The organism is Sulfurimonas sp. C5 (genome assembly GCF_029872055.1).
GTDB lineage: Bacteria > Campylobacterota > Campylobacteria > Campylobacterales > Sulfurimonadaceae > Sulfurimonas.
The window spans coordinates 116,066-138,185 of sequence record NZ_JARXNQ010000001.1 but is presented as its reverse complement, the minus strand read 5'-3'; the positions used below and the strand labels follow the sequence as shown (position 1 = coordinate 138,185).

Here is a 22,120-nt window from a genome sequence, read left to right as displayed (position 1 = left end):
CCATAAGTTCCATATCATTTCTCCGTATTTATTATTTAAAAAGCGTGATTATACTTTTTATATCTTACGTTTGTGTTAAGGTAAAGAAATTAAGAGTTTGATTAGTATCAATACTATACAATTCTTTAATATAAAGAGAAAAATAGTTACACCATTATTTATATTCTCAAATGGAGCAAATATGACGATAAAAATGCAACCTATGGGACCATATCAAACGAACTGCTATATCGTAACAATAGATGGAAAAGATTTTATAATAGATCCCGGTGTAGGTGCTACAGAGTGGGTAAAAGCAAATATTACAAATCCCGTTGCAATTTTAAATACACATGGACATTTTGATCATGTGTGGAGCAATGCAGAGCTGCAAAAAGAGCTTGGTATTAAACTTTACACGCCCCAAGGTGATGTTATGCTACTACAAGGGAGTAACTGGATGCCTGATCTTCCCCCTTCAACACCTGATGTAGAAGTTGTGGGCGATCAAGAATTTGACTTTGGCGGCGTTAAAGTCAAGTTCCGCCACTTTCCGGGACATTGTCCGGGATGCAGTACTATCGAGATAGGGGATGCTATGTTTAGCGGTGATTTTATTTTTGAGAGAAGTATCGGAAGAACCGATTTTCCCTATTCATCACCTGAAGATATGAGAAAATCTCTTCAAAAGTTCAAAGAACTCGACTACGATAAAACAGTTTATCCTGGTCACGGCGGTACAACAACCATAAAACAAGAACAACAAAATTCAGATTATTGGATAAGCACACTATGAGTACATTTGATAAAAAAGCAAAAGATTGGGATAAAGGTGACATCCAAGTTCAGGGTGCCAAAACAATTGCCGAAGCGATAGAAAAAAATTTTGAATTGTCAGATGACATGGTACTGATGGATTTCGGTGTAGGTACTGGACTACTTGGATTTGAAATCGCAAAAAAAGTACAAAAAGTTTACGGTGTAGACACTTCACGCGGAATGCTTGAAAAACTCAAAGAGAAAAATACTCCAGAACTAAATATCGAAGCTATTCATCAAGATATTGTAGCAACTCCGCTTGATATGAAGTTTGACGGACTTATCAGTTCAATGACACTACACCATGTAGAAAACCTTGAAAAGTTTTTTACTACAATCAAAAACAACCTCAATAAAAACGGGTTTTTAGCTATTGCCGATCTAGAAAGCGAGGATGGAACATTCCATTCAGATAATGAAGGTGTGCATCACTTTGGATTTGATAAAGAGGAACTTTGTAAAATTGTAGAAAACTGCGGTTTTAAAAATGTATCTTTTGAAAATATCAATACAATTAAAAAACCGCACCGTGAATTCGGAGTATTTTTACTAAGTGCAGAAGCTTAGTACAATTACTTCTCCTTTTCCTTTGCAGCACTACCGCTATTTAATGCTTCTTTGTCTTGTAAAAGTTTTAATTTTAAGACATGCTTTTCAGTGATAACTGTTTTAAACTCTCCTTCAAAAACTTTTACATCTAGTACATATGCAATTACATGTACATTTCTTTTACGACCCTCTTTATGTCTGACACGCGCTATGACTTTTACCTCATCATGTAGTTTTACCGGAGATAAGAACTGACAATCAGATCCTACTAATACAACATTTTTTTCATTAACTGCTAACATAGCAGCATAATCAGCAGCTGAAAAAATAAAACCACCGTGAATCAAACCTACATTATCAGCCAGCATCTCAGGACTCGTAGTTAGTCTCACTTCAACATAACCATCTTCAAGGGTAATCACCTCACCACTTAGATCATGATTGATTTTTTCATGTGTTTTTATTAAAACCTGCTCATTTTCTGAGTATTCTTCTAATTCTAAATCTTCTTCTTGTTCTAATTCTTCTAAAATATCTTCAGCCATTACTTTTTATCCTTTACTAATCTTACGTATACTCTTTGCGGTGCAGGATACCCTTCTACCGTTTTAGTTTTATCATTTGGATCTAAAAAATCTTCCAAAGACTGTCCTTCAATCCACTCTGTTTTTCTTTGTTCTCCGGCATCGGTAATTGAAGTCTCCAAAACTTCAAATTCATCAAAACCTGCACGTAAGCACCAGTTTTTCAGTGCATTAATCGTCGGAACAAAATAGATGTTCGGAATCTTTGAATAACTAGATTCCGGACATAAAGCGATCGCATCTTCACCATCTATATAGAAAGTATCCAGGATCACTTCGCCCTCTTTTTCTAATCCACGATATAAGGACTTAAGCATAGCAACAGGATCACTACGATGATATAAAACACCTAAACAGAAAATCGTATCAAACTTCTCTTCATAGAACTCTAAATGTTCAACGCCTAAAAGCTCATACACAATATCTGTTTTTGCAAAGTGATTTATAAAATCAAACTGTGTTTTATAAAGCGGCGAAGGATCAAAACCAACTAAAAGTTTAGGTTTATCCTCCTGCATTCGAAACATATAATACCCATTGTTACACCCTATATCGGCAACTTTCTTATCTTTTAAATTAAAATGTTTTCGAATCAGATTGTACTTGATGTTGCTTTTCCATTCCGTATCTATGAAAAGTTCTCCAATAGCAAACGGCCCTTTTCTCCACGGCATCAACATCTTTGCAGTATTATAGATGAGTTCTTCATCGAATTTGCCATTTACTTTTACTGTGTCAGCGTATTCAACTTCACTCTCTACATCAGGTAGTTTTTCTAAAGCATCTCTGAGTGGAGCAATATTTTTCCATGTCATCCACTTTTTACGTTCTTCTTTGATCTTTTGTATATCCATTTAAGCTGTAACGTCCAAATTTTTTATATAATTGTAGCTAAATTTTATAAGGATTTTATAGTTATGACTTTAGAGAAAAAAGCTACCGTTATTTCAACTTCTGTTGCAGGAGTACTTGTACTACTTAAAATGACGGTAGGGATTTTAAGCGGTTCGATTGCCGTTCTTGCTTCAGCAATTGACAGTATGTTGGACCTCACAGTATCATTATTTAACTATTTTGCCCTCCACAATGCAGAAAAAAATCCCGATGACACTTTCCATTTCGGAAGAAGCAAGATAGAACCTCTTGCTGCTGTAATTGAAGGAACTGTAATCTCGTTTTCCGCTTTTTTCATCTTTTATGAAGCATTACAAAAGATCATTCACCCGCGCCCTATGGAGTATATGAACGAATCTATAGGTGTTATGGTAGTATCTCTCATCATTACTACTCTACTTGTAGGCTTTTTAGTTTATGTTGCAAAGAAAACGAACAATATGGTTATCCGCGCAGATGCACTGCACTATAAAACAGATATTTTTTCAAACGGAACAATTTTATTTGCATTAGGTGCCGTAGCTTACACGGGTGAAGAGTTGATAGATCCTATTTTAGGTATAGCTATAGCAATTTATATGGTGTATTCAACGTTCCCTATCATTAAAGAGGGAATTTTGATGCTCTTAGATGCTGCATTACCTGCTGAAGATATTAAAAGAATTGAAAAAGCGATCAGAAGCGAAATGGCGATGTCAGACTTCCATTTTCTTCAAACTAGAGAATCGGGTTCCCATATTTTCATCTCTTACCATGCAGTCTTTAACGTAAGCATCTCTTTATACGATGCTCACCTTGTAGCCGATAAGGTAGAAGCAAAAATACATGCTCTCTTTCCGGATAAAAAAGTACATATCCTCACACATATGGATCCGTATGACGATTCAGATATAAATGAGGAAGAGGAACAGTGGTAAAACTACTTTAGCTTCTTCGCTTTATAGTTTCTGTTTGCAATTGCTTCTAAAAATACGGTTGCATACGAGCCTTTAGGAAGTGAGAAGCTGATCGTTAAAATATCAAAATTATTTTTATAGTCTAACTTTAAGTTCTCAGGGAAAATAATCGCTTCACGACGATACCCTTTTTCATATAAAAATTCATCATCATACTTTCTCTCTACTACTCTTGCTTTGTCACGTGCACGAAATACATCTCTTCCGCAAAGTAATCCCGTAGGCACTACCTTGTGCTCTTTAAAATCTTTTTCCTGTGTTGTTTTCGGCGTAAAGAGTTTTCCTTTTACATCCATATAAATATCACCTTCTAAAAGTGCAAACTCACCGTTATTGTTTTCACGGCTGAAAACTACTCTATCAACCAACCAGTCATTAAAAAACTGACTTTGATAAACAGAAATCAAAAAGTTTTTTACTTTTGCATCACTAATGTGTAGTTCCCCAGATATCATCTCTTTTGCTTGTTCAATTGAATCCTGATCACGTCCAAAACGCTGATATCCAAAATAGTTAGGTAGTCCGTTTTTTATAATTTTCATAGCTCTTTTTTCGATCTGTCCTGCCATGATTTGATCAACTTCGAAGAGATTAATCGTAAAACTGTTTCCTTTTAAATCTCCCATACGGATCGAATGTGTATGGTATGTTTTACCCACTACCTTTATGTTTGAATGTTTAAACTTTTTGAGGGCTTTTTCATATTTTGCCTCAACTGAAATATACTGCGTTGTTGTTGCATGTTTGTCTTTCAGACCGGCATACCCTATTTTTTGGGCTTCTATTCCTAAAAACTCGGCAAAAGCCGCAATCATATCCCATGTTGTAATTTCTACTTTTTTGATTTTTAAAATTAAAAAGTTTCCTTTACCTTTAAAGTCAACTCCTATCTCATCAACTATAAAGTCATCTTTGTTTTGTTCAAACTTAAAATAAAGTGTCTCTTTATCTTCTAAATATTCTCTTTGCATTTTTATTTTACAGTGAAAACCTTCTTGATGAGCAAACATTTTAATGTTTAGCCGGAAAGAAAAAAGGTTTACTCTGCTACTCCTTTTTTATAATTCTAAACGTTGAAGTTCTCTGTTTGCTATTGCAATATCTTTTTTGATTGCATCTCGTAGCTCATCGATACTTTCAAACTTTTTGTTCTCTCTAATGTAAGCTATAAAACTGATCTCAGCTTTCTCTTCACAGAGTACCTTTCCATCCAGTATATGTGATTCAATCGCAAAGCTTCCATCAGTACTTACACGGTGCCCGACAAAACTCACAGATGGATGAAAATGTTCCTCATCATCTATACGTGTAGTTGTTACATACACACCCTCTTTAGGGACTAAAAACTCTTTAGCCTCGATGTTAATCGTAGCTACCAGTTCTTTTGCACCGATCCCTTGTCCCGTAATTTTTTTACCGCATATTGTATAGTTATGCCCTAAAAACTCATTGGCACCTTTAATATCGCCTATTGAGAGTTTATGACGAATCTTATGTGAATGTACCGAATCGTTATGGTGTTGTACCTCATCAACTACAAGTACTTCTCCGTCAAACAGCTCTTTTAAATCTTCATACGAATATCTTCTGTCTTTTCCAAAATGAAAGTCGTATCCGACCACTATTTTTTGTAGCTTTGGAAAATCATCTTTTAATAGTGACACAAAACCTGCACCGTCTAAATGACGAATATCATCTAAATCATAGTAATGGATCAAATGTTCTGTATGTTTTTCTCTAAAATGATTTGGTGTCAGGTTTGCATATCCAGTATTGATCACAACTATCACACCGTTTTGATCTAAATGGTGAAAAAGTTCCTGATGCCCAATGTGCATCCCGTCAAATCCACCGATAGCGATGCTTGTACTATTTTTCAAAGTAGTAGCAATACTCAAGATTCCCCTCTTTCCCTGTCGTTCTTGACGGCGCTTTATTTCTCAGCTTCCACCCTTTTAAACGACATGCATCTTCAAATCTAATCATACCATTTTCTATAGCTTTTTTATCAGTCACAACACCGTTTTTATCACGTTTTACTTCACGCCCAACCTCAAACTGAGGCTTGTATAGGAGTATGATATCCTTAGATGCTAAACGGTCAATGTCATCCAAAATATAGAGCAGTGAGATAAAGGCCACATCACTTACAATCAATTCAAACGGTGTCTCGCCTTCAAACTTTCTTATGTCACAATTCTCGAAAACGTGTACTCGTTCATCATTACGTAAAGAATGATGAAGCTGATCACTCCCTACATCTACACAAGTCACCTCTTTTGCACCCGCTTCAAGTAAAACCTGAGTAAATCCACCTGTCGAAGATCCTATATCAAGTGCCATTTTTCCGCTTGGATCGTAATGTATCTCTTCTATAAAATCTTTGAGTTTATATGCTGCGCGTGAGACATAAGATTTATGCTCTTTAACATTTACTTCCATACCTTCATCAACTTTAAATGAAGGCTTCGTTATTTCTTTGGAGTCAATAAGAACAAGTCCCTCTTTAATAAGAGTCTGCGCTTTATTTCTGGTTTCGGCAAAGCCTTTTTCAACTAAATAGCTATCAAGTCTCAAAGAAGCTCTCTCATCTCATCTTCGGTCAGTGTAGCCACACCAAGACTTACCGCTTTATCATACTTGCTGCCTGCATCTTCACCGTAGATCACATAATCGGTCTTTTTACTTACCGAGCCTGCAACTTTTGCCCCAAGGTTCTCAAGCATATCTTTGATTGCTCCGCGGGATTCACTCATTGTTCCTGTCAGAACAACTGTTTTGGCTTTAAATGGATTATCTTCAGCTTCTGCTTTTAATTCAGGTTCAAGCGGCTCTATAATCTCTAAAAGTTTTTTTATCGTATCTTCATTGACACGCAAAAATTCTAAGAAGCTCTCAGCCATCTCTTCACCGATACCGTCAATCTCTAAAAGCTGCTCTTTGCTTACTTCTAAAAATCCCAGCCCGAATTTTTGTGCGATCATTTTTGATGCTACTTCACCGATATGCTCAATCCCAAGAGCATTTATAAAACGCCACAGTTCACTTCCTTTTGCATTTGAAATCGCATCTAAAAGGTTCTGGGCTTTTTTCTCTTTAAACCCTTCAAGACTTAACAGCTGTTCTTTTGTCAAACTAAACAAGTCTAAAACAGAGCCTACAAGCTTTTCGTTAAAAAGTTGCTCTACAATCTTGTTTCCAAGTCCATCTATATTAAAACAAGGTTTCGAAGCAAAGTAAATAATTGAGTTTACTACCCTTGCATCACACTCTAGGTTTTGACACTTGATAAGTACATCCTCTTGCAGCAGTTCAGACCCACATACCGGACATGCACTCGGGCGTTTTACCTCTACTTCATTTCCTGTTCTTTCATTCTCTAAAACTTTAATGATCTTAGGAATAACATCTCCACTTCTAAGAATTATCACCTTATCGCCCAAGCGAATATCTTTACGTTCTATCTCATCAAAGTTATGCAAAGTCGCACGCTCAACTACTACCCCGTCAATATCTGTCGGTTCTACTACTGCTACAGGTGTTACCGCCCCGGTACGACCAACTTGAAGGACAATATCTTTTACAGTAGTGATCTTTTCTACTGCGGGGAACTTGTATGCTACCGACCAGCGAGGCACTTTTACTGTATATCCCATATCTATCTGAGAAGAGATCTCATTAACTTTAACAACCATACCATCTAACATCATAGAAAAGTTGTCACGCTCTTGCACCATTTTGTTATAGATCTCTTGAATATCATCTTTATTTTGACATACGCCACGAAGAGGCGGTTTTCTAAAACCAAGTGAATAGATATATTCCATTTTCTCATGAAGCAGTTTATGAGGCAGTGTATTTTCCCCAAGTCCGTATGGTAAAAACACAAGGTTTCTTGAAGCAGTAATATTAGGGTCTAGCTGACGTAGACTTCCTGCAGCGGCATTACGGGGGTTAGCAAACAATGCTTCCCCGCGTTTTAAACGCTCTTCGTTAATCTTCTCAAATTCATCTTTAAAAATTACGACTTCACCGCGAATCTCGATCAGATCTTTATGCTCAATCGTAAGTGGAATCGAGCGGATAGTTTTTACGTTTTGAGTGATAAGCTCACCCTCAACACCGTCACCGCGAGTGATCCCTTTTATCAGTTCACCGTTTTCATAAACCAGATCAAGTGAAGCACCGTCATATTTAGGCTCACAATAAAAAGAGATTTTAGAGTCAAGCTTATATGTTTTTGTAAGCCATTTATCTAGGTCATCTTCATTAAAGATATCTTCTAAAGACCACATACGAGAGAGATGTTTCTCTTTTGTAAAACCATCACTTACAATATCCCCGACACGTTGTGTAGGTGAATCTTTCAGAATCTCTAATGGATTTGCCTCTTCATAATCTACAACTTCATGGTAAAGTTTGTCATACCCTTCATCGGTCATGATCGGATCATCTAAAACATAATAGTGATATGCCCATTTGTTTAATAATTGTACTGCTTCTTTATACTCTTGATTATTCATGATGATATTTTATCAAAAGAAGCTAAAGTTTTACACTTTTGTATGCAACCATGTTCTTCTAGAATAGATGTACCAATAGATAACACCTTTGATCAGAGTCTCAATATTCATAATTATAAAAATAGCCACAATTCCAAAACCCATTTTGTAAGCGATATATGAAGGAATTACTCTAAAAAACCAGAGTGAACCAACGTTAATGTACAAAGTTGTTTTTGTAGCCCCTGCTCCACGAAGTGCCGAAGAGTAGACAAACATCAATGCCAATGGAATTTGTGCAAGACCTACCAAAATTAGATACTGTGAAGCTACAACGATTGTAGCAATATCTTTGGTAAAAAATGAAACTAAATATTCTGGAAACAGGATCATAAACACTCCAACAGTTCCCATAAATACATAAGCAATCCGCCCTGAAATGATTCCCATATTATAGGCTTTATCAAGGTCACGTGCTCCCAAATTTTGCCCGACAAGTGCCATTGCGGCAATTGAGAAGCCAAAACCAGGCATAAAGGCTATCCCTTCAATTCTAAGCCCTACTTGATAGCCTGCTAATTCTGCCGTACCGTAAGCGGTAATAATTCCGACAAAGATTAGGAAACTGAGGCTTGATATTCCCCGATCTAAAAATGCAGAATAGCCTACTTTTATTGCTCGAACCACGTCCACTTTTCTCACTATTGGAAGAAAATCGAGTTTTGCATTCATTTTTTTAATTAGTACATAGTAGGCTACTACATTAAAAAAGTATGCAATTACGGTTGCAACGGCTGCACCTTCGATCCCCATCTCTGGAGCTCCGAAGTTTCCAAAAATAAGTACATAGTTTAAGAATGCATTGAGTGCTGCTGAGAAGAGTTTTATGTACAAAGAACTTTTCGTATCACCTGCAGCTGAGAGTGCATTGTAAAGAAGATTATCCAAAAATATAAGAATAATTCCTAGAGATATTATGCGAAAATATGCTCCACCTTCACTTACAACATCAGGCGTTGCTCCCATTAAAGCATAAAACCATTCACTACCTGCATAACCTACAATAGTGATAAATATGCCAAAAATGATTGCTAAAATCACTAAAGAATACAGCAGTGACGATGCCCTGTTTTTTCTCCCGCTTCCAATAAAACGGGAAATAAGAGCATTACCGCCGACAACATACAAAGTCATCAATACGTTGATGATCATCATAAACTGAAAACTGATACCAACAGCTGCAAGTGCTGCAGTACTTAGTACACCCACCATAAGCATATCAATGAGAATTTGTAATATATCTACAAGATGTTTGAGTGCTGCAGGGATAGCAAGAGCGAAAACTTTTCTTGTATCTTGTGAAATTAATTGAATAATTTTGCTACCTCTTGCATCTCTTGCATCAATTCTTCTTTTGTTTCATATGTCAAAACTACTCTTGTTTTTTCTTCATCACCTCTTTGAGTTGAATCAAATACAAGTACATAGTGTACGATTTTGACTTTGTCACTATAGAGTTCTATCCATTCCAAACTCATCTCGGCAACTTCACCTTGCATATCTACAACAACTGCAGGATAAAGTCTTACCAAGTTGGTTAAATCTATATCACCCTCTTTTGATTTGTATATCAATTGTCTTCCTTCTTTAATGTTTTTTTGAGTACGCCTATTTTCATTTTGTAAAATGCTAAAAGTCCAAAAACAACTCCGATCGTAATAGAGACAATTCCCCAAAAATCATCTCTTTCATAAGCCATAATTACCCAGCAAAGATCAGCAAATAGATACACTATAACTGCTTGAAAAATTTTGCCTTGAAATGTCAGGAATGCTCCGATGTTGAGAAAAATTCCTCCAAGGACTGCAAAACTCATTGCGAAATCTCTTTAATTTTTTGTGTCCGTAAAACAAACATATAATACACTCCGCCTATCAGAAAACCTATTCCCATAATAGTAGTTATCTTTTCAAGTGAAAAATCTGCAACAGCTAAATACCCAATCATATAAGAGGTAAATGCAGCAGAACTTAAAAACAACATATCGTTATATGCCACTATTCTACCATAGTATTTCTCTTCAATATTTTTCTGCAATAATGTATAGCTATAAGACCAGAGCGTCGTCGTGAAAAAGCCGACAACAACACTTGCCGCCAAACTCAAATAAAAATTCTGCATAACATATGCCCATAAAAATACACCTAGTGCCTGAGCAAAAAATATATAAACAAGCCGTTTATTATTTAAAAGCTTGCCTAAAAACACCGGTCCTATAACCAAGCCTACTGCACGGGCAGAATGTAACAGTCCAAGAGCAAGTGAAGTCGCAATTATGCCAGCATAGTATTTATCCACCATTAATGCTACAAGTGCATCAAAAGCAGTAAGTCCCACAAAAGCATGAACTATCATCAAATGAAGTGCTTTTGGTGTTTTTTTAATATACCTGAAAGTATCTTGCATCATCTCCAAAAGCTTTTCCTGAGTTACTATAGGAGCTACATCTAGTTTAAGTGTATAAAGTAGAAAAAATGCGATAATGAATAGTCCTGCATCAAGTAAAAATGCTATTTTTATACCAAAAATATATACGACATAACCACTTACTGCCATTCCAAGTGTATAGGAAAATGACCAAATGATTGAATGGAGTTCGTTTGCCTTTTGTAATACTTTTGGATCTAAAATTTTTGGCAGTAAAGACATCTCTGTTGTAAAGTAAAATGATGCCGATGCCATTTTCACAAATATTAATAGATATAAATATAAAAGATCATCATGTGTTGAAATAAACACCAAACATGCAGTCGCTATAATTTCTGCAACAATTAATGTTAACATCAATTTTTTTGGTTGCAGCTTATCTATAAGTGCACCTGAAAAAGGTGCTTGAACAACACCTGCTAAAAAGTGAAGCATTGCCACAAACGACACAATTTCAGCACCAACTTCCATCTTAATCAGCAAGGTATAAATAGCAACATTACTAAACCAAGCGCCGAAGTAAGAAATTAATTGAATGGATGAAAGACGACGTAAAAGAGGCTCATGTTTTAAAAGTTGTAAATATCGTTTCATAAGCGAAGGTTATCATAATATAGTTAAATTTTTTTGTATTTTATTAAAGATTTTTTTCTCATGGTCGATATAATTGATAATTATTTTAGTAAACACAAGGAGTAGGTCATGGATGGCATAGCTAATGTTGCAAAACAGCAACAGTCTCATGTAGGTGATTTTCAAGGAAGAAGTGTTGAACAAAGTCAACACACTCAGTTACAACAAACAGCTGCACAAACTTCTCAAGCACAGGCAGTAAAGAGAATTACTTCTAAAGAAGATATGCAAGAATTGGTTCAAGAACTAAATAAAGCGATGGGACCAATTAGCACAAACATTAAATTTGGAGTTGATTCACAGGATATTTTTTATGTTTCAGTTATTGAATCTGAAACAAATAAAATGATCAGAAGATTTCCAGCTGATAAAGCACAACAATTATTACCAAAAATGCAAGAAGTGAGTGGGGTTCTATTCGACTCTAAGGGGTGAAAACTATTCTCCCCCTGCTCCTCGCATTTTCTTAAACCTTTCCATATATTTTTTTGCTATAAGCAAATTCTCACTTACAATTCGATACAATCTGCGTAATTATTTTATCACCAAAAAGGTTTTTTACATGAAAAAAAGTGTTAACAAGGTTGTTTTAGCTTACTCTGGTGGGCTTGATACAAGTATTATTTTAAAATGGCTTCAAGATGAATACAATGCAGAAGTTATTACTTTTACAGCTGATCTTGGACAAGGCGAAGAGGTAGAACCAGCTCGTGAAAAAGCACTTAAAATGGGTATTAAACCTGAAAATATTTTCATTCTAGACATTAAAGAAGAATTTGTAAAAGACTTCGTATTCCCGATGTTCAGAGCAAATACAATCTATGAAGGTGAATATCTTTTAGGAACTTCAATCGCAAGACCTCTTATCGCAAAAAAACAAATTGAAATTGCAGAGAAGATGGGTGCTGATGCAGTTAGCCATGGTGCAACAGGAAAAGGAAACGATCAAGTACGTTTTGAGCTTGGTTATTTAGGACTTAATCCTGACATCACTGTAATCGCTCCTTGGAGAGAATGGGATCTAAACTCTCGTGAAAAACTTTTAGCATATGCAAAAGAACATGGTATTGAAATTTCTCAAAAACACGTTGATGAAAATGGAAATCCAAAAATCAGTCCATATTCAATGGATGCAAATTTACTTCACATCTCTTATGAAGGTCTTCACCTTGAAGATCCAAACGCAGAGCCTGAAGATTCAATGTGGCTATGGACTACAGATCCTGTAAATGCACCAGATGAGCCAGAATACATCACTATCGGATATAAAAACGGTGATCCTATTTCAGTAAACGGTGAAGAGATGTCTCCTGCTACACTTCTTAAAAAATTAAATGATTATGGAAACAAGCACGGTATCGGACGTATCGATATTGTTGAAAACAGATATGTTGGTATGAAAGCTCGTGGATGTTATGAAACTCCGGGTGGAACAATCATGTTAAAAGCTCACCGTGCTATCGAATCTATTACAGTAGATCGTGAAGCTGCACACCTGAAAGACGAGATTATGCCTAAATACGCAAAACTGATCTACAACGGTATGTGGTTCTCTCCAGAGCGTGAAGCACTACAAGCATTAATCGACAATACACAACAACACGTTGAAGGTACGGTAAGATTGAAACTTTACAAAGGGAATGTAATGGTTGTTGGAAGAACTTCTCCAAAAACTTTATTCTCAGAAGCACATTCAACGTTTGAAGCAGACAATGTTTATAACCAAAAAGATGCGGAAGGTTTCATTCGTCTGAATGCACTTCGCTTTATGATTGCTGGTAAAGCTAGATAAAACTTAAAAAAGGAAAGTTATGATTAAAATCGATATGAATTCTCCTGAATTTATTGCTGAGATGGAGAAAACAGTTAAATTTACAGATAAAGTAAATGCTCAATTTGGTTGGGTTTACAACCCTCAAGAGGAAGTAAACGAAGGTGTGCAAATGGGTCTTGCACGTAATAAAATGATGTACGGAAAAAGATTCTGTCCTTGTTTTATGGTTGAAGAAGTAGACGGAAAAGCAAGAAGTGTTGATGACAGAATCTGTCCATGTAAACCTGCAATTGAGCATGAAATCCCAGATGAAGGGAAATGTCACTGTGGAATTTTCTGTACGCCAGAATTTGCAGCACAACAAAGAATTGAAATGGGTATGGAGGAAGCTGCCCACACACATTCAAGAGGCTTGACACAAGAAGAGTGTGAAGCATTAGTAAACAAAAGTGAATTAGATGGTGATGAACTGGTAGCTCTTTTAGAAGCTCGTTCTCTTGGTATGGTAGATTTTACAATTGTTGATGTTCGTGAGCATATGGAATGGCAAATGGGTCACATTAAAGGTGCAGACAAATTAGTGCCTACAAGTAGCTTTTTCCAAACTTTAGACCAAGCAGGACTTGCAAAAGATGAAAACATCTTAGTATATTGTCATGTTGGAAGCCGTTCTGCTCACGTTGCTAGAATTTTAGCAGATATGGGTTATACAAAAATCTCTAATTTAACTCATGGTATTGTTTCTTACCCTGGTGAGATTGAAAGATAGTCGAATGAAAGTATTACTTATCAAGGACGTAAAAAGTTTAGGCAAAGCTGGTGAAATTAAAGAAGTTAAAGATGGTTACGGTAAAAACTTCCTTATCGGGAAAGGTTTTGCTAAACCTGCAACTCCTGAAGTGTTAGCTGAGCACGATGCTGAACAAAAAAGACTAGCTGCTGAAGAAGCTGCTGAGATCGCAACACTAAAAGAGATGGCTGCAAAACTTGATAAAGCAGAAATTGTAATTACGAAAAAAATAGGTGAAAATGGTCACCTTTTCGGGTCTGTAACTAAAGATGAAATTGCTCAAGCTTTATCAGAACAACACTCTGTAGAGATCGACAAAAAACATATTACAGACAAAACTGCGATCAAAACAATTGGTGAGCATTCACTTGATCTAAAACTCGGTCACGGTATTCATGCTACACTTCACGTAGACGTTCAGGGAGAATAGAGAATTCATGTTTGACGCAACTACAATACTTGCCTATAAAGGGAAAAATAAAGCTGTTATCGGTGGTGACGGTCAGGTGACATTCGGGGACAGTGTTCTAAAAGGGAATGCTACAAAAATCCGTACACTGCACCATGGAAAAATTCTTGCAGGTTTTGCAGGAAGTACTGCCGATGCTTTTAATCTTTTTGACATGTTTGAAGAGTTCTTAGAGAATAAAAAAGGGGATATTTTAAAATCCGTAATAGAGTTCTCTAAAGCTTGGAGAAAAGACAAAGTTTTAAGACGTTTAGAAGCGATGATGATCGTTTTAAATAACGAACATATTTTTATTTTAACCGGAAACGGTGATGTAGTTGAGCCTGAAGACGGAGAGATCGCTTCTATCGGCAGCGGTGGAAACTATGCTATCTCTGCGGCACGTGCATTAAAAAAACATGCTGATCTTGATGAAGAGACTTTAGTAAAAGAGTCTTTATCTATTGCTGCTGATCTTTGTATCTATACAAACCACAATATTAAAACACTCATTTTAGAGGATAATAAATAATGGATATGACTCCTAAACAGATTGTCGAATATCTTGACAAATACGTTATTGGTCAGAAAAACGCAAAAAAAACTATTGCTTTGGCACTTCGTACAAGATACAGAAGAATGCAACTTGATGATGTAATGCGTCAAGAGATCAAACCGAAAAACATTCTTATGATCGGTTCAACAGGTGTAGGAAAAACTGAGATTTCTCGCCGTCTAGCAAAAATGATGAAAGTTCCTTTCATCAAAGTGGAAGCTTCTAAGTATACAGAAGTAGGATTTGTTGGACGTGATGTTGAATCTATGATAAGAGATTTAGTTGTAAACTCTATTTCAATTGTTAAAGAAGAACTAGAAACTGAGAATAGAGAAAAGATTGACAACTACGTGATTAACCGTATTGTTGAAAAACTTTTACCGCCTCTTCCTAAAGATGCCAGCGAATCAAAAAAAGATGACTACCAAAGACTTCTTGAGGCGATGGAAAAAAGAGTTGATTCAGGTGAAATGGATGAAAAAACAATTGAAATTGAACTTGATACAGCTTCACTGCAAGTAGAATTTGCAGATACTAATCTTCCTCCGGAAATGATTAAAGCGCAGGAATCTATTACAAAACTTTTTACATCTATCAATAAAGAGGAAAATAAAAAAGAGCTCAAAGTCAAAGATGCAAAAGTACTGCTTCGTCAAGAAGCAAGTGCAAAACTTCTTGATATGAACGCCGTAAATGCTGAAGCTCTCAGACGTGCAGAAAATGGTGGCATTATTTTTCTAGATGAGATTGATAAAATTGCTTTAAACGAAAAATCTCAAGGAAGAAACGATCCGTCTAAAGAGGGTGTACAACGTGACCTTCTTCCGATTGTTGAAGGAAGCTCGGTTTCTACAAAACACGGAACAATCCAGACAGATCACATTTTATTTATTGCAGCAGGTGCCTTTCACGTAAGTAAGCCAAGTGATCTTATTCCTGAACTTCAAGGAAGATTTCCTCTGAGAGTTGAGTTAGAAAGTTTAGATGAAGAAACACTTTATCAGATCCTTACACAAACTGAAAACTCTTTATTAAAACAGTATCAAGCACTCTTAGGTGTTGAAGAGATGGAACTAATTTTTGAAGATGATGCTATCAGAGCAATTGCACAGCTTTCACATCGTGCGAATGAAACTGCTGAAGATATTGGTGCTCGTCGTCTTCACACTGTATTAGAAAGAATTTTGGAAGATATTAGTTTTGAAGCAGATGAGTATAAAGGTAAAGAGTTCAGAATTACAAGTGAACTCGTACATGAAAAACTAGACATTGTCGTAGAAGATGATGATCTTTCCCGTTACATTCTCTAAAGGAGCTGTATGACAAAAGCAGGTTTCGTTTCACTTATAGGTAGACCTAATGCGGGTAAAAGTACCCTAATGAATTCCCTTCTGGGTGAAAAAATTGCCATGGTTAGCCAAAAAGCCAATGCTACACGTAAACGCTCTAACGCTATTGTAATGCATGGAGACACACAAATTATTTTCATAGACACTCCAGGTCTGCATGAAAAAGAGAAAATGTTAAATCAATATATGCTTGATGAAGCTTTAAAAGCAATGGGAGACTGTGATCTTATTGTATACCTTGCACCTGTAACAGATTCTTTAGAACACTATGAAAAATTCTTAACATTAAACAAAAAGAATATTAAACATATTGTGGCACTGAGTAAAATCGATCAAGTTTCTCAAGAAAAGCTTTTTAAAAAGATTGCGCAATATAACCAGTATGCAGATAAATTCGAAGCTCTTATTCCTGTTGCTATTCCAAGAAAAGTGGGACATGAAGATCTTCTTAACACTATTTCTAAACATTTACCTGAGTCACCTTATCTTTTCGATCCGGAAGATTTAACAAGTGAACTTGTACGTGATATTTATGCAGGGTTTATCCGCGAAGCAATTTTTGAAAATATTAGTGATGAAGTACCTTATGAATCAGACGTAATTATCGATAAAATTTATGAGAATGAAGGGATTGATAAAATTTACGCAACAATTATTTTAGAAAAAGAGTCACAAAAAGGGATCATTATAGGTAAAGGCGGTACGGCAATTAAACGTATCGGTAAAGCTGCACGTGAAAAAATAGAAAAACTTAGTGGCCAACAAGTATACTTAAACCTTCAAGTTGTTGTAAAAAAAGGGTGGTCAAAAAATAAAAACTTTTTAAAAGAGATAGGTTATGATGATGAAAAATAATATGATTTTGAAACTTTTTTTTCTATTCACACTTACTATTAATATTTCTGCTTCTAGTATTGACATACTGACAAGTTATAGAGTTAACGGCATAGATTCACTTCAAAAACAACTTGACAAAGAATTGACTACTAAAGAATACTGGACAGATTTTTTAAAAAACAAAGATACAAAGTTCGGTTATCTTGAATCTTACTGTAATGTATTGGCATGCAACAAAGAAAAATCAAAACTTTGTATTTACATCAAAGACAAAAACACTTCAAAATATCAGCTCATGAAAGAGTATAGTGCATTTACTGGAAAAGAGAAAGGTGATAAAGTAAGAGAAGGAGATCTCAAAACACCTATTGGAATTTATGAACTTACACAAAAGATAGCTAAAGTAGATCCTTTCTACGGTCCTTTAGCTTTTGTAACATCTTATCCTAACGTTTATGATCAATATCGCCATAAAACAGGTCAAGGAATATGGATTCACGGTTTACCTCTTAATCAAGAAAGAGATGAATTTACAAAAGGTTGTATTGCGATCAATAATCCAAGTATTGAATGTTTAGACAAACACATAGACATCTCTAAAACAGTTCTTCTCATTGATGAAGCAGATGTAAAAACTGATGTTCCAAAAGAGGCTCTTGCACACATTTTATCTGATTTATATAAGTGGAGATATGCATGGATCTATAACGATCTAGAAAAGTATCTCAGTTTTTACGATCAGAGTTTTAAACGTTTTGACGGTATGGATATAGAACAATTCACAACTTATAAAACACGTATTTTTAATAAAAAAGAAGATAAAACAATTATCTTTACAAATATTAATGTATTACCATATCCTGATACTCAAAATATTTATAAGATCACTTTTAAAGAAAACTATAAATCAGATTCTTTTTCTTTTATTGGGGACAAAACTTTAATTGTGAAATTCCAAAATAACGGGATCTCTATTATTACAGAGAGATAGATGAAACAACTATTTTTAATCTGTCTCTTTGGCTACTCACTATTATTCGCTTCAAATATCCAACTTATAAAAAAAGAAAATCCGGATTCAAATACAACACTTTTAGTAATCGGTGGAATTCACGGAAATGAGCCGGGAGGGTATTTCGCAGCTTCGTTACTGGCAACACACTATCAAATAACTTCTAAGAACTTATGGATTATCCCTAATTTAAATCAAGAAAGCATCCTCAGAAACGAACGCGGAATTCACGGGGATATGAACAGGAAATTCTCTTTTATTAAACCAAATGATCAAGATAAAAAGATTGTGGATGAGATCAAACAAATTATATTATCACCCAATGTTTCGTTAGTTGTAAACTTACATGATGGACATGGATTTTACAGAAAAGAGAATAAAGGAAGTATTTTTAACCCAAATGCATGGGGACAGACATGTGTTATTGACCAATGCCAACTCAAGCAAAACCAAACTTTTGGAAACTTGAACGACATTGCCGTTAATGTCAAAAAAAATATCAACCAAAGACTTTTGGCTAAACACCACAAGTTTGATGTGAAAAACACAAAAACAAAATATGAAGATGAAGCTATGCAGCTCTCACTAACATATTTTGCGGTTACCCATAACAAACCTGCTTTTGCAATTGAAACAAGTAAAAATCTCTCTTCACTGGCACAAAAAGTTTTTTATCAACTCTTAGCTATTGAAGAGTATATGAAAATAATGGGTATTAAATATAGTAGAGACTTTGAACTCAATGAAAAAGAGATAACAAAAGTTCTGCGAAATTATGGTACTTTAAGCATAAATGGCAATTTTTTCCTAGATTTAAACAATATAAAAAAAATTTTAAGGTTTATTCCGATAAAATCAAAAAGTAACGACTTTAGTTTTTCCCATTCTTTAGGGAAAATCAAAGAGTCTAAAGGGGTTTACGAGGTTTATATCGGTAACAACCTAGTTACTAAACTTAAACCTCAGTACTTTGAAATTTGTCCGAAAAGCCCGGAAAATTTTGCAGTCGAGATAGATGGAAAACTATTTTCCATCAAGAAAGCTTCAAAATTTTTTGTATCTGACGATTTTAAAGTTTTAAGTATAAAAGGTTATCGTGTAAACGTTATAGGCTTTTCATCCAAAAACACAGAGGATGAAAGTAACATAACTATTAGAAAAGATGATATGAATAAATTTTATTCTATCGATCAAGACAATAGAGTTTATAGGATAGAATTTTACAAAAAAGATGAATTCTGTGCTATGATATTGGTACAGTTTAAATAGGATTATAGTTTATGAGTAAATCAGAACAACGCTCTTTCTCAAGTGTATTATCGGTTAATCCATATAAAGAAAACTATTTTAAAGGTATTTCAAGCTTTATTAGCGAAGAAAAATCTCCAGAGTTCTCAAAAGAACAACTGGTTATTTCTTACTTAAATACAAAAGAGTTTATTACTGCTCAAATTGAAATAAGTAAAAATATTCCAGAAGAAGATGTATTCGATGCTCTAAGTAATAAAGCGTATGATGAGCTTGCTCTTGACCAAGCTGTTGAATACAAAATACAATATATAGAATCTTTTAATAATCTTGACGAAGAAAACAGACACTTCCATGTATTTATAGTTGATCCGCTAGATGTTACAAACACTTTCTCGCCGGTTGTAGATAAAATCAAATATATAGATGTTATCATCCCTGTTCCATTATTAATTAAATCTTTATATACAAAAGAGATAATTGACGGTTCAGGTGTACATTGTTATATTTATTTTCAAGAAAACGACGCATTCTTAACACTCTATTCAGAGAAAGATTTTCTCTATACAAAATCTATTAAATACTCTTTTATAGATATGCATGAAAGGTTTTGTGAACTTTACGGAGAAAGAATTGATTATCATGAATTCTTAAACTTCTTTACGCAAACAAACCTCAAAGAAACTGATAGTGAGTATAAAAGCTACATTATCAAACTTTATAAAGAACTTTTTGCAAATATTAATGACATATTAACGTATACAAAAAGAGCTTTTGAAATTGACAAAATCGATCATATCTATATTGGTTCGCAAACACAAACTGTTACAGAACTTCATGAAATGATTGAAGCAGAGTTAAATATACCATCTAGTCAGTTTAACTTTGACTATGGATTTGAGAATAATGAATATGTTGATCAGCTTCATGCATTGATGCATTTATACTCAAACCTTTCTAATGAAAACAAATATAGATGTAACTTTACAGACTATAGACGCCCTCCTCGCTTTATTGAAAGAGATAGTGGACGTCTCATCACAGTAATTGCAGCTTCTCTTGCTTTAGCATTTGCTTATCCTATAACTTATTGGGTTTTAACATATGCACAAGCTTTACAGGAAGATCTTTTACAACAGAAATATAAAGAACTTCATAATACAAGAGTTACAAGAGAAGCTACAATTAAGAATAGACTAGCTGATAAAGACAAATCGATGCAACTTTTAACAAAAGAAGAAACAGAGTATAATGATAAGAAAAACACTCTGATTAAAATTCATCAAGTAAAAGTCGATTATCCGATGAAAGCTAAGTTACTTGCTCTTTTTGCAAAAGAGATGTCTAAATATGATGTGAAAGCAACAAGAACTTCTTATAGTGAAGAAACTAAAGATAAAAAAGTTCTCACTATTTATTTAGCATCAAAAAGAGATAGACAAACTACAGAATTAGTTGAACACCTGACAAAAGTTTATGAAGGAAAATATACTTTTGAACTTGAAAAAATTATGTTAGATGATTCTTCTAAAATGTATCTTAGTGAACTTAAGGTGAAACTGCCATGAAGATAAATATAGAAGATTATTTACATAAAATAGATACGGCGTTTAAAGATAAGTCTAAAAAAGACACTCAACTAATCTATGTAATGATTGTTGTTGGTATCTTTGCTTTCTCTTACCTTTTATTTTGGGACAGTTCTTTTGCTGGCTTTGAAAAAACTAGAGCGAATGTTGTAGCTTTACAAAATAAAATCAATGTTGATAAAGTTTATTTACAGAATAATCCTGAATCTGTAATTACAAATTTAAATAATGAGATTAAGACTATTAATCAAAAAATCGCTCTTACAAAAGAGAACAATGCATATATTAAAAGTAAAATTGAAACTATTTCAGCTCTAATCTATGATGAAAGAAGCTGGGGTGAATATATAGATTCAATTGCGACACATGCTCAAAGATATAATATGAAAGTTCAAACTTTTATAAACAAGCATGCAAAAAAAGATCAATCTTTTGGTCACGTATTAGATATATCTGTAGAATCGACGGGAAGATTTACTAATACCCTGCAGTTTATCAATGCATTAGAGCAAAGTGAACTAGTTGTAGATCTTCATGACTTCAATGTCGAGGCGAAAGATAAAAAAATCTCTTCAGATTTAAATATATCAGTTTGGGGGATTACATACTAATGAAAACTTTACAATATGCAATCATAACATCATTGTTTGTATCAACTGGATTGATCGCTGCTACTGTTTCTACTACTTCTAATAGTAAAGCGAGTGAGCTTTCATGGGTTGATGAACAAGTTGCTGCAATTAAACCAGCTCGTGTTGGAGCAAAAAACTCTTATCTTGTATCTGCCAAAGATCCTTTTATCTTTATAATAAAAGAAGATGACAAGAAAAAAGGTGCTATGCCTCGCTCATATAGAGCACCTTCTAAAATTAAAGTGTCTTCAACAACTAAAAGTGCAAAAGACACAGAAAAGAAAAAAGGTAAGCTTTCACTCGAGGCAATTATTAATAAGTCAGCACTTATTGATGGTAAATGGTATAAAGAGGGACAAAATGTATATAGCTATAAGCTAGAAAAAGTAGATAACAAGATGGTTGTTTTAAAAAGAGGTCAAACTACTATTGTACTATCTACAAAAACTAAACATAAAAGTTTAAAATTTAATAACAATTAG

General features: G+C 34.7%; 25 protein-coding genes. 15 read left to right on the top strand and 10 right to left on the bottom strand.

Going from position 1 to position 22,120, the window contains the following annotated elements:
• The first annotated feature begins 181 nt into the window (after nucleotides 1–181).
• Together P6N22_RS00670 and P6N22_RS00665 are read left to right on the top strand one after the other, a co-directional pair.
• Nucleotides 182–775 (top strand): MBL fold metallo-hydrolase, encoded by a 594-nt coding sequence (locus tag P6N22_RS00670; protein ID WP_280329205.1) that lies wholly within the window; start codon nucleotides 182–184, stop codon nucleotides 773–775.
• Nucleotides 772–1,365, top strand: a complete 594-nt coding sequence (locus P6N22_RS00665) for a class I SAM-dependent methyltransferase (protein ID WP_280329202.1) — start codon at nucleotides 772–774, stop codon at nucleotides 1,363–1,365. Before P6N22_RS00670 ends, P6N22_RS00665 begins: the two co-directional genes overlap by 4 nt.
• A gap of 5 nt (nucleotides 1,366–1,370) precedes the next feature.
• Here the strand turns inward: P6N22_RS00665 and P6N22_RS00660 are convergent, their stop codons facing one another.
• Nucleotides 1,371–1,892 carry a PaaI family thioesterase gene (locus P6N22_RS00660; RefSeq protein WP_280329200.1) on the bottom strand — a complete coding sequence of 174 codons (522 nt, stop codon included), beginning with the start codon at nucleotides 1,890–1,892 and terminating at the stop codon, nucleotides 1,371–1,373.
• The gene (cmoB, locus tag P6N22_RS00655; RefSeq protein WP_280329199.1) at nucleotides 1,892–2,785 is read right to left on the bottom strand and encodes a tRNA 5-methoxyuridine(34)/uridine 5-oxyacetic acid(34) synthase CmoB; all 894 of its coding nucleotides are present in this window, start codon (nucleotides 2,783–2,785) and stop codon (nucleotides 1,892–1,894) included. The genes P6N22_RS00660 and cmoB overlap by 1 nt, the downstream gene beginning before the upstream one ends.
• 63 nt (nucleotides 2,786–2,848) lie before the next feature.
• Here cmoB and P6N22_RS00650 point away from each other — a divergent pair, with 63 nt between their 5' ends.
• Nucleotides 2,849–3,742: a cation diffusion facilitator family transporter gene (locus tag P6N22_RS00650; protein ID WP_280329197.1), complete on the top strand. Its 894-nt coding sequence runs from the start codon at nucleotides 2,849–2,851 to the stop codon at nucleotides 3,740–3,742.
• 2 nt (nucleotides 3,743–3,744) lie between these two features.
• On the opposite strand, the gene P6N22_RS00645 is transcribed toward P6N22_RS00650, so the two are convergent.
• From P6N22_RS00645 to P6N22_RS00610, 8 genes are all read right to left on the bottom strand, one after another.
• Entirely contained in the window at nucleotides 3,745–4,752 is a 1,008-nt protein-coding gene (locus tag P6N22_RS00645) for a tRNA pseudouridine(13) synthase TruD (RefSeq protein ID WP_280329196.1), read from the bottom strand.
• 87 nt (nucleotides 4,753–4,839) lie between these two features.
• Nucleotides 4,840–5,679, bottom strand: a complete 840-nt coding sequence (locus P6N22_RS00640) for a bifunctional riboflavin kinase/FAD synthetase (protein WP_280329194.1) — start codon at nucleotides 5,677–5,679, stop codon at nucleotides 4,840–4,842.
• Nucleotides 5,651–6,358 carry a TlyA family RNA methyltransferase gene (locus P6N22_RS00635; RefSeq protein WP_280329192.1) on the bottom strand — a complete coding sequence of 236 codons (708 nt, stop codon included), beginning with the start codon at nucleotides 6,356–6,358 and terminating at the stop codon, nucleotides 5,651–5,653. Before P6N22_RS00635 ends, P6N22_RS00640 begins: the two co-directional genes overlap by 29 nt.
• Nucleotides 6,355–8,304, bottom strand: coding sequence for an NAD-dependent DNA ligase LigA (ligA, locus tag P6N22_RS00630; protein WP_280329190.1), 1,950 nt, complete (start codon nucleotides 8,302–8,304; stop codon nucleotides 6,355–6,357). Before ligA ends, P6N22_RS00635 begins: the two co-directional genes overlap by 4 nt.
• Nucleotides 8,305–8,334: 30 nt before the next feature.
• The gene (locus tag P6N22_RS00625) at nucleotides 8,335–9,612 is read right to left on the bottom strand and encodes an MATE family efflux transporter (RefSeq protein WP_280330461.1); all 1,278 of its coding nucleotides are present in this window, start codon (nucleotides 9,610–9,612) and stop codon (nucleotides 8,335–8,337) included.
• Nucleotides 9,613–9,647: 35 nt separating this feature from the next.
• Nucleotides 9,648–9,917 carry a hypothetical protein gene (locus P6N22_RS00620; protein ID WP_280329187.1) on the bottom strand — a complete coding sequence of 90 codons (270 nt, stop codon included), beginning with the start codon at nucleotides 9,915–9,917 and terminating at the stop codon, nucleotides 9,648–9,650.
• The gene (locus tag P6N22_RS00615; RefSeq protein WP_280329185.1) at nucleotides 9,914–10,159 is read right to left on the bottom strand and encodes a hypothetical protein; all 246 of its coding nucleotides are present in this window, start codon (nucleotides 10,157–10,159) and stop codon (nucleotides 9,914–9,916) included. The genes P6N22_RS00620 and P6N22_RS00615 overlap by 4 nt, the downstream gene beginning before the upstream one ends.
• Nucleotides 10,156–11,364: an MFS transporter gene (locus P6N22_RS00610; protein WP_280329184.1), complete on the bottom strand. Its 1,209-nt coding sequence runs from the start codon at nucleotides 11,362–11,364 to the stop codon at nucleotides 10,156–10,158. The genes P6N22_RS00615 and P6N22_RS00610 overlap by 4 nt, the downstream gene beginning before the upstream one ends.
• A gap of 108 nt (nucleotides 11,365–11,472) precedes the next feature.
• Here P6N22_RS00610 and P6N22_RS00605 point away from each other — a divergent pair, with 108 nt between their 5' ends.
• From P6N22_RS00605 to P6N22_RS00550, 12 genes are all read left to right on the top strand, one after another.
• Nucleotides 11,473–11,838, top strand: coding sequence for a flagellar protein FlaG (locus P6N22_RS00605; protein ID WP_280329182.1), 366 nt, complete (start codon nucleotides 11,473–11,475; stop codon nucleotides 11,836–11,838).
• A gap of 127 nt (nucleotides 11,839–11,965) precedes the next feature.
• The gene (locus P6N22_RS00600; RefSeq protein WP_280329180.1) at nucleotides 11,966–13,195 is read left to right on the top strand and encodes an argininosuccinate synthase; all 1,230 of its coding nucleotides are present in this window, start codon (nucleotides 11,966–11,968) and stop codon (nucleotides 13,193–13,195) included.
• 19 nt (nucleotides 13,196–13,214) lie between these two features.
• The gene (locus tag P6N22_RS00595; protein ID WP_280329177.1) at nucleotides 13,215–13,946 is read left to right on the top strand and encodes a ferredoxin-thioredoxin reductase catalytic domain-containing protein; all 732 of its coding nucleotides are present in this window, start codon (nucleotides 13,215–13,217) and stop codon (nucleotides 13,944–13,946) included.
• Between the two features lie 4 nt (nucleotides 13,947–13,950).
• Nucleotides 13,951–14,397 (top strand): 50S ribosomal protein L9, encoded by a 447-nt coding sequence (gene rplI / locus P6N22_RS00590; protein WP_280329175.1) that lies wholly within the window; start codon nucleotides 13,951–13,953, stop codon nucleotides 14,395–14,397.
• Nucleotides 14,398–14,404: 7 nt separating this feature from the next.
• Nucleotides 14,405–14,947 carry an ATP-dependent protease subunit HslV gene (hslV, locus tag P6N22_RS00585; RefSeq protein WP_280329173.1) on the top strand — a complete coding sequence of 181 codons (543 nt, stop codon included), beginning with the start codon at nucleotides 14,405–14,407 and terminating at the stop codon, nucleotides 14,945–14,947.
• Nucleotides 14,947–16,281 (top strand): HslU--HslV peptidase ATPase subunit, encoded by a 1,335-nt coding sequence (gene hslU / locus P6N22_RS00580; RefSeq protein ID WP_280329171.1) that lies wholly within the window; start codon nucleotides 14,947–14,949, stop codon nucleotides 16,279–16,281. Before hslV ends, hslU begins: the two co-directional genes overlap by 1 nt.
• A 9-nt stretch (nucleotides 16,282–16,290) precedes the next feature.
• Nucleotides 16,291–17,175, top strand: a complete 885-nt coding sequence (gene era, locus P6N22_RS00575) for a GTPase Era (protein ID WP_280329169.1) — start codon at nucleotides 16,291–16,293, stop codon at nucleotides 17,173–17,175.
• Nucleotide 17,176: 1 nt separating this feature from the next.
• Nucleotides 17,177–18,148 (top strand): L,D-transpeptidase family protein, encoded by a 972-nt coding sequence (locus tag P6N22_RS00570; protein WP_280330459.1) that lies wholly within the window; start codon nucleotides 17,177–17,179, stop codon nucleotides 18,146–18,148.
• Nucleotides 18,149–19,438, top strand: coding sequence for a M99 family carboxypeptidase catalytic domain-containing protein (locus tag P6N22_RS00565; RefSeq protein WP_280329167.1), 1,290 nt, complete (start codon nucleotides 18,149–18,151; stop codon nucleotides 19,436–19,438).
• Between the two features lie 11 nt (nucleotides 19,439–19,449).
• The gene (locus tag P6N22_RS00560) at nucleotides 19,450–20,985 is read left to right on the top strand and encodes a hypothetical protein (RefSeq protein WP_280329166.1); all 1,536 of its coding nucleotides are present in this window, start codon (nucleotides 19,450–19,452) and stop codon (nucleotides 20,983–20,985) included.
• Nucleotides 20,982–21,617, top strand: a complete 636-nt coding sequence (gene pilO, locus P6N22_RS00555) for a type 4a pilus biogenesis protein PilO (RefSeq protein ID WP_280329165.1) — start codon at nucleotides 20,982–20,984, stop codon at nucleotides 21,615–21,617. The genes P6N22_RS00560 and pilO overlap by 4 nt, the downstream gene beginning before the upstream one ends.
• The gene (locus P6N22_RS00550; RefSeq protein WP_280329163.1) at nucleotides 21,617–22,120 is read left to right on the top strand and encodes a hypothetical protein; all 504 of its coding nucleotides are present in this window, start codon (nucleotides 21,617–21,619) and stop codon (nucleotides 22,118–22,120) included. Before pilO ends, P6N22_RS00550 begins: the two co-directional genes overlap by 1 nt.

Bases quoted from the DNA above. Each gene is read 5' to 3' on its own strand.
- P6N22_RS00670 (WP_280329205.1), top strand. From the start codon at position 182: ATGACGATAAAAATGCAACCTATGGGACCATATCAAACGAACTGCTAT.
- P6N22_RS00665 (WP_280329202.1), top strand. From the start codon at position 772: ATGAGTACATTTGATAAAAAAGCAAAAGATTGGGATAAAGGTGACATC.
- P6N22_RS00660 (WP_280329200.1), bottom strand. From the start codon at position 1,892: ATGGCTGAAGATATTTTAGAAGAATTAGAACAAGAAGAAGATTTAGAA.
- cmoB (WP_280329199.1), bottom strand. From the start codon at position 2,785: ATGGATATACAAAAGATCAAAGAAGAACGTAAAAAGTGGATGACATGG.
- P6N22_RS00650 (WP_280329197.1), top strand. From the start codon at position 2,849: ATGACTTTAGAGAAAAAAGCTACCGTTATTTCAACTTCTGTTGCAGGA.
- P6N22_RS00645 (WP_280329196.1), bottom strand. From the start codon at position 4,752: ATGCAAAGAGAATATTTAGAAGATAAAGAGACACTTTATTTTAAGTTT.
- ligA (WP_280329190.1), bottom strand. From the start codon at position 8,304: ATGAATAATCAAGAGTATAAAGAAGCAGTACAATTATTAAACAAATGG.
- P6N22_RS00615 (WP_280329185.1), bottom strand. From the start codon at position 10,159: ATGAGTTTTGCAGTCCTTGGAGGAATTTTTCTCAACATCGGAGCATTC.
- P6N22_RS00610 (WP_280329184.1), bottom strand. From the start codon at position 11,364: ATGAAACGATATTTACAACTTTTAAAACATGAGCCTCTTTTACGTCGT.
- P6N22_RS00605 (WP_280329182.1), top strand. From the start codon at position 11,473: ATGGATGGCATAGCTAATGTTGCAAAACAGCAACAGTCTCATGTAGGT.
- P6N22_RS00600 (WP_280329180.1), top strand. From the start codon at position 11,966: ATGAAAAAAAGTGTTAACAAGGTTGTTTTAGCTTACTCTGGTGGGCTT.
- P6N22_RS00595 (WP_280329177.1), top strand. From the start codon at position 13,215: ATGATTAAAATCGATATGAATTCTCCTGAATTTATTGCTGAGATGGAG.
- rplI (WP_280329175.1), top strand. From the start codon at position 13,951: ATGAAAGTATTACTTATCAAGGACGTAAAAAGTTTAGGCAAAGCTGGT.
- hslV (WP_280329173.1), top strand. From the start codon at position 14,405: ATGTTTGACGCAACTACAATACTTGCCTATAAAGGGAAAAATAAAGCT.
- hslU (WP_280329171.1), top strand. From the start codon at position 14,947: ATGGATATGACTCCTAAACAGATTGTCGAATATCTTGACAAATACGTT.
- era (WP_280329169.1), top strand. From the start codon at position 16,291: ATGACAAAAGCAGGTTTCGTTTCACTTATAGGTAGACCTAATGCGGGT.
- P6N22_RS00570 (WP_280330459.1), top strand. From the start codon at position 17,177: ATGATTTTGAAACTTTTTTTTCTATTCACACTTACTATTAATATTTCT.
- P6N22_RS00565 (WP_280329167.1), top strand. From the start codon at position 18,149: ATGAAACAACTATTTTTAATCTGTCTCTTTGGCTACTCACTATTATTC.
- P6N22_RS00560 (WP_280329166.1), top strand. From the start codon at position 19,450: ATGAGTAAATCAGAACAACGCTCTTTCTCAAGTGTATTATCGGTTAAT.
- pilO (WP_280329165.1), top strand. From the start codon at position 20,982: ATGAAGATAAATATAGAAGATTATTTACATAAAATAGATACGGCGTTT.
- P6N22_RS00550 (WP_280329163.1), top strand. From the start codon at position 21,617: ATGAAAACTTTACAATATGCAATCATAACATCATTGTTTGTATCAACT.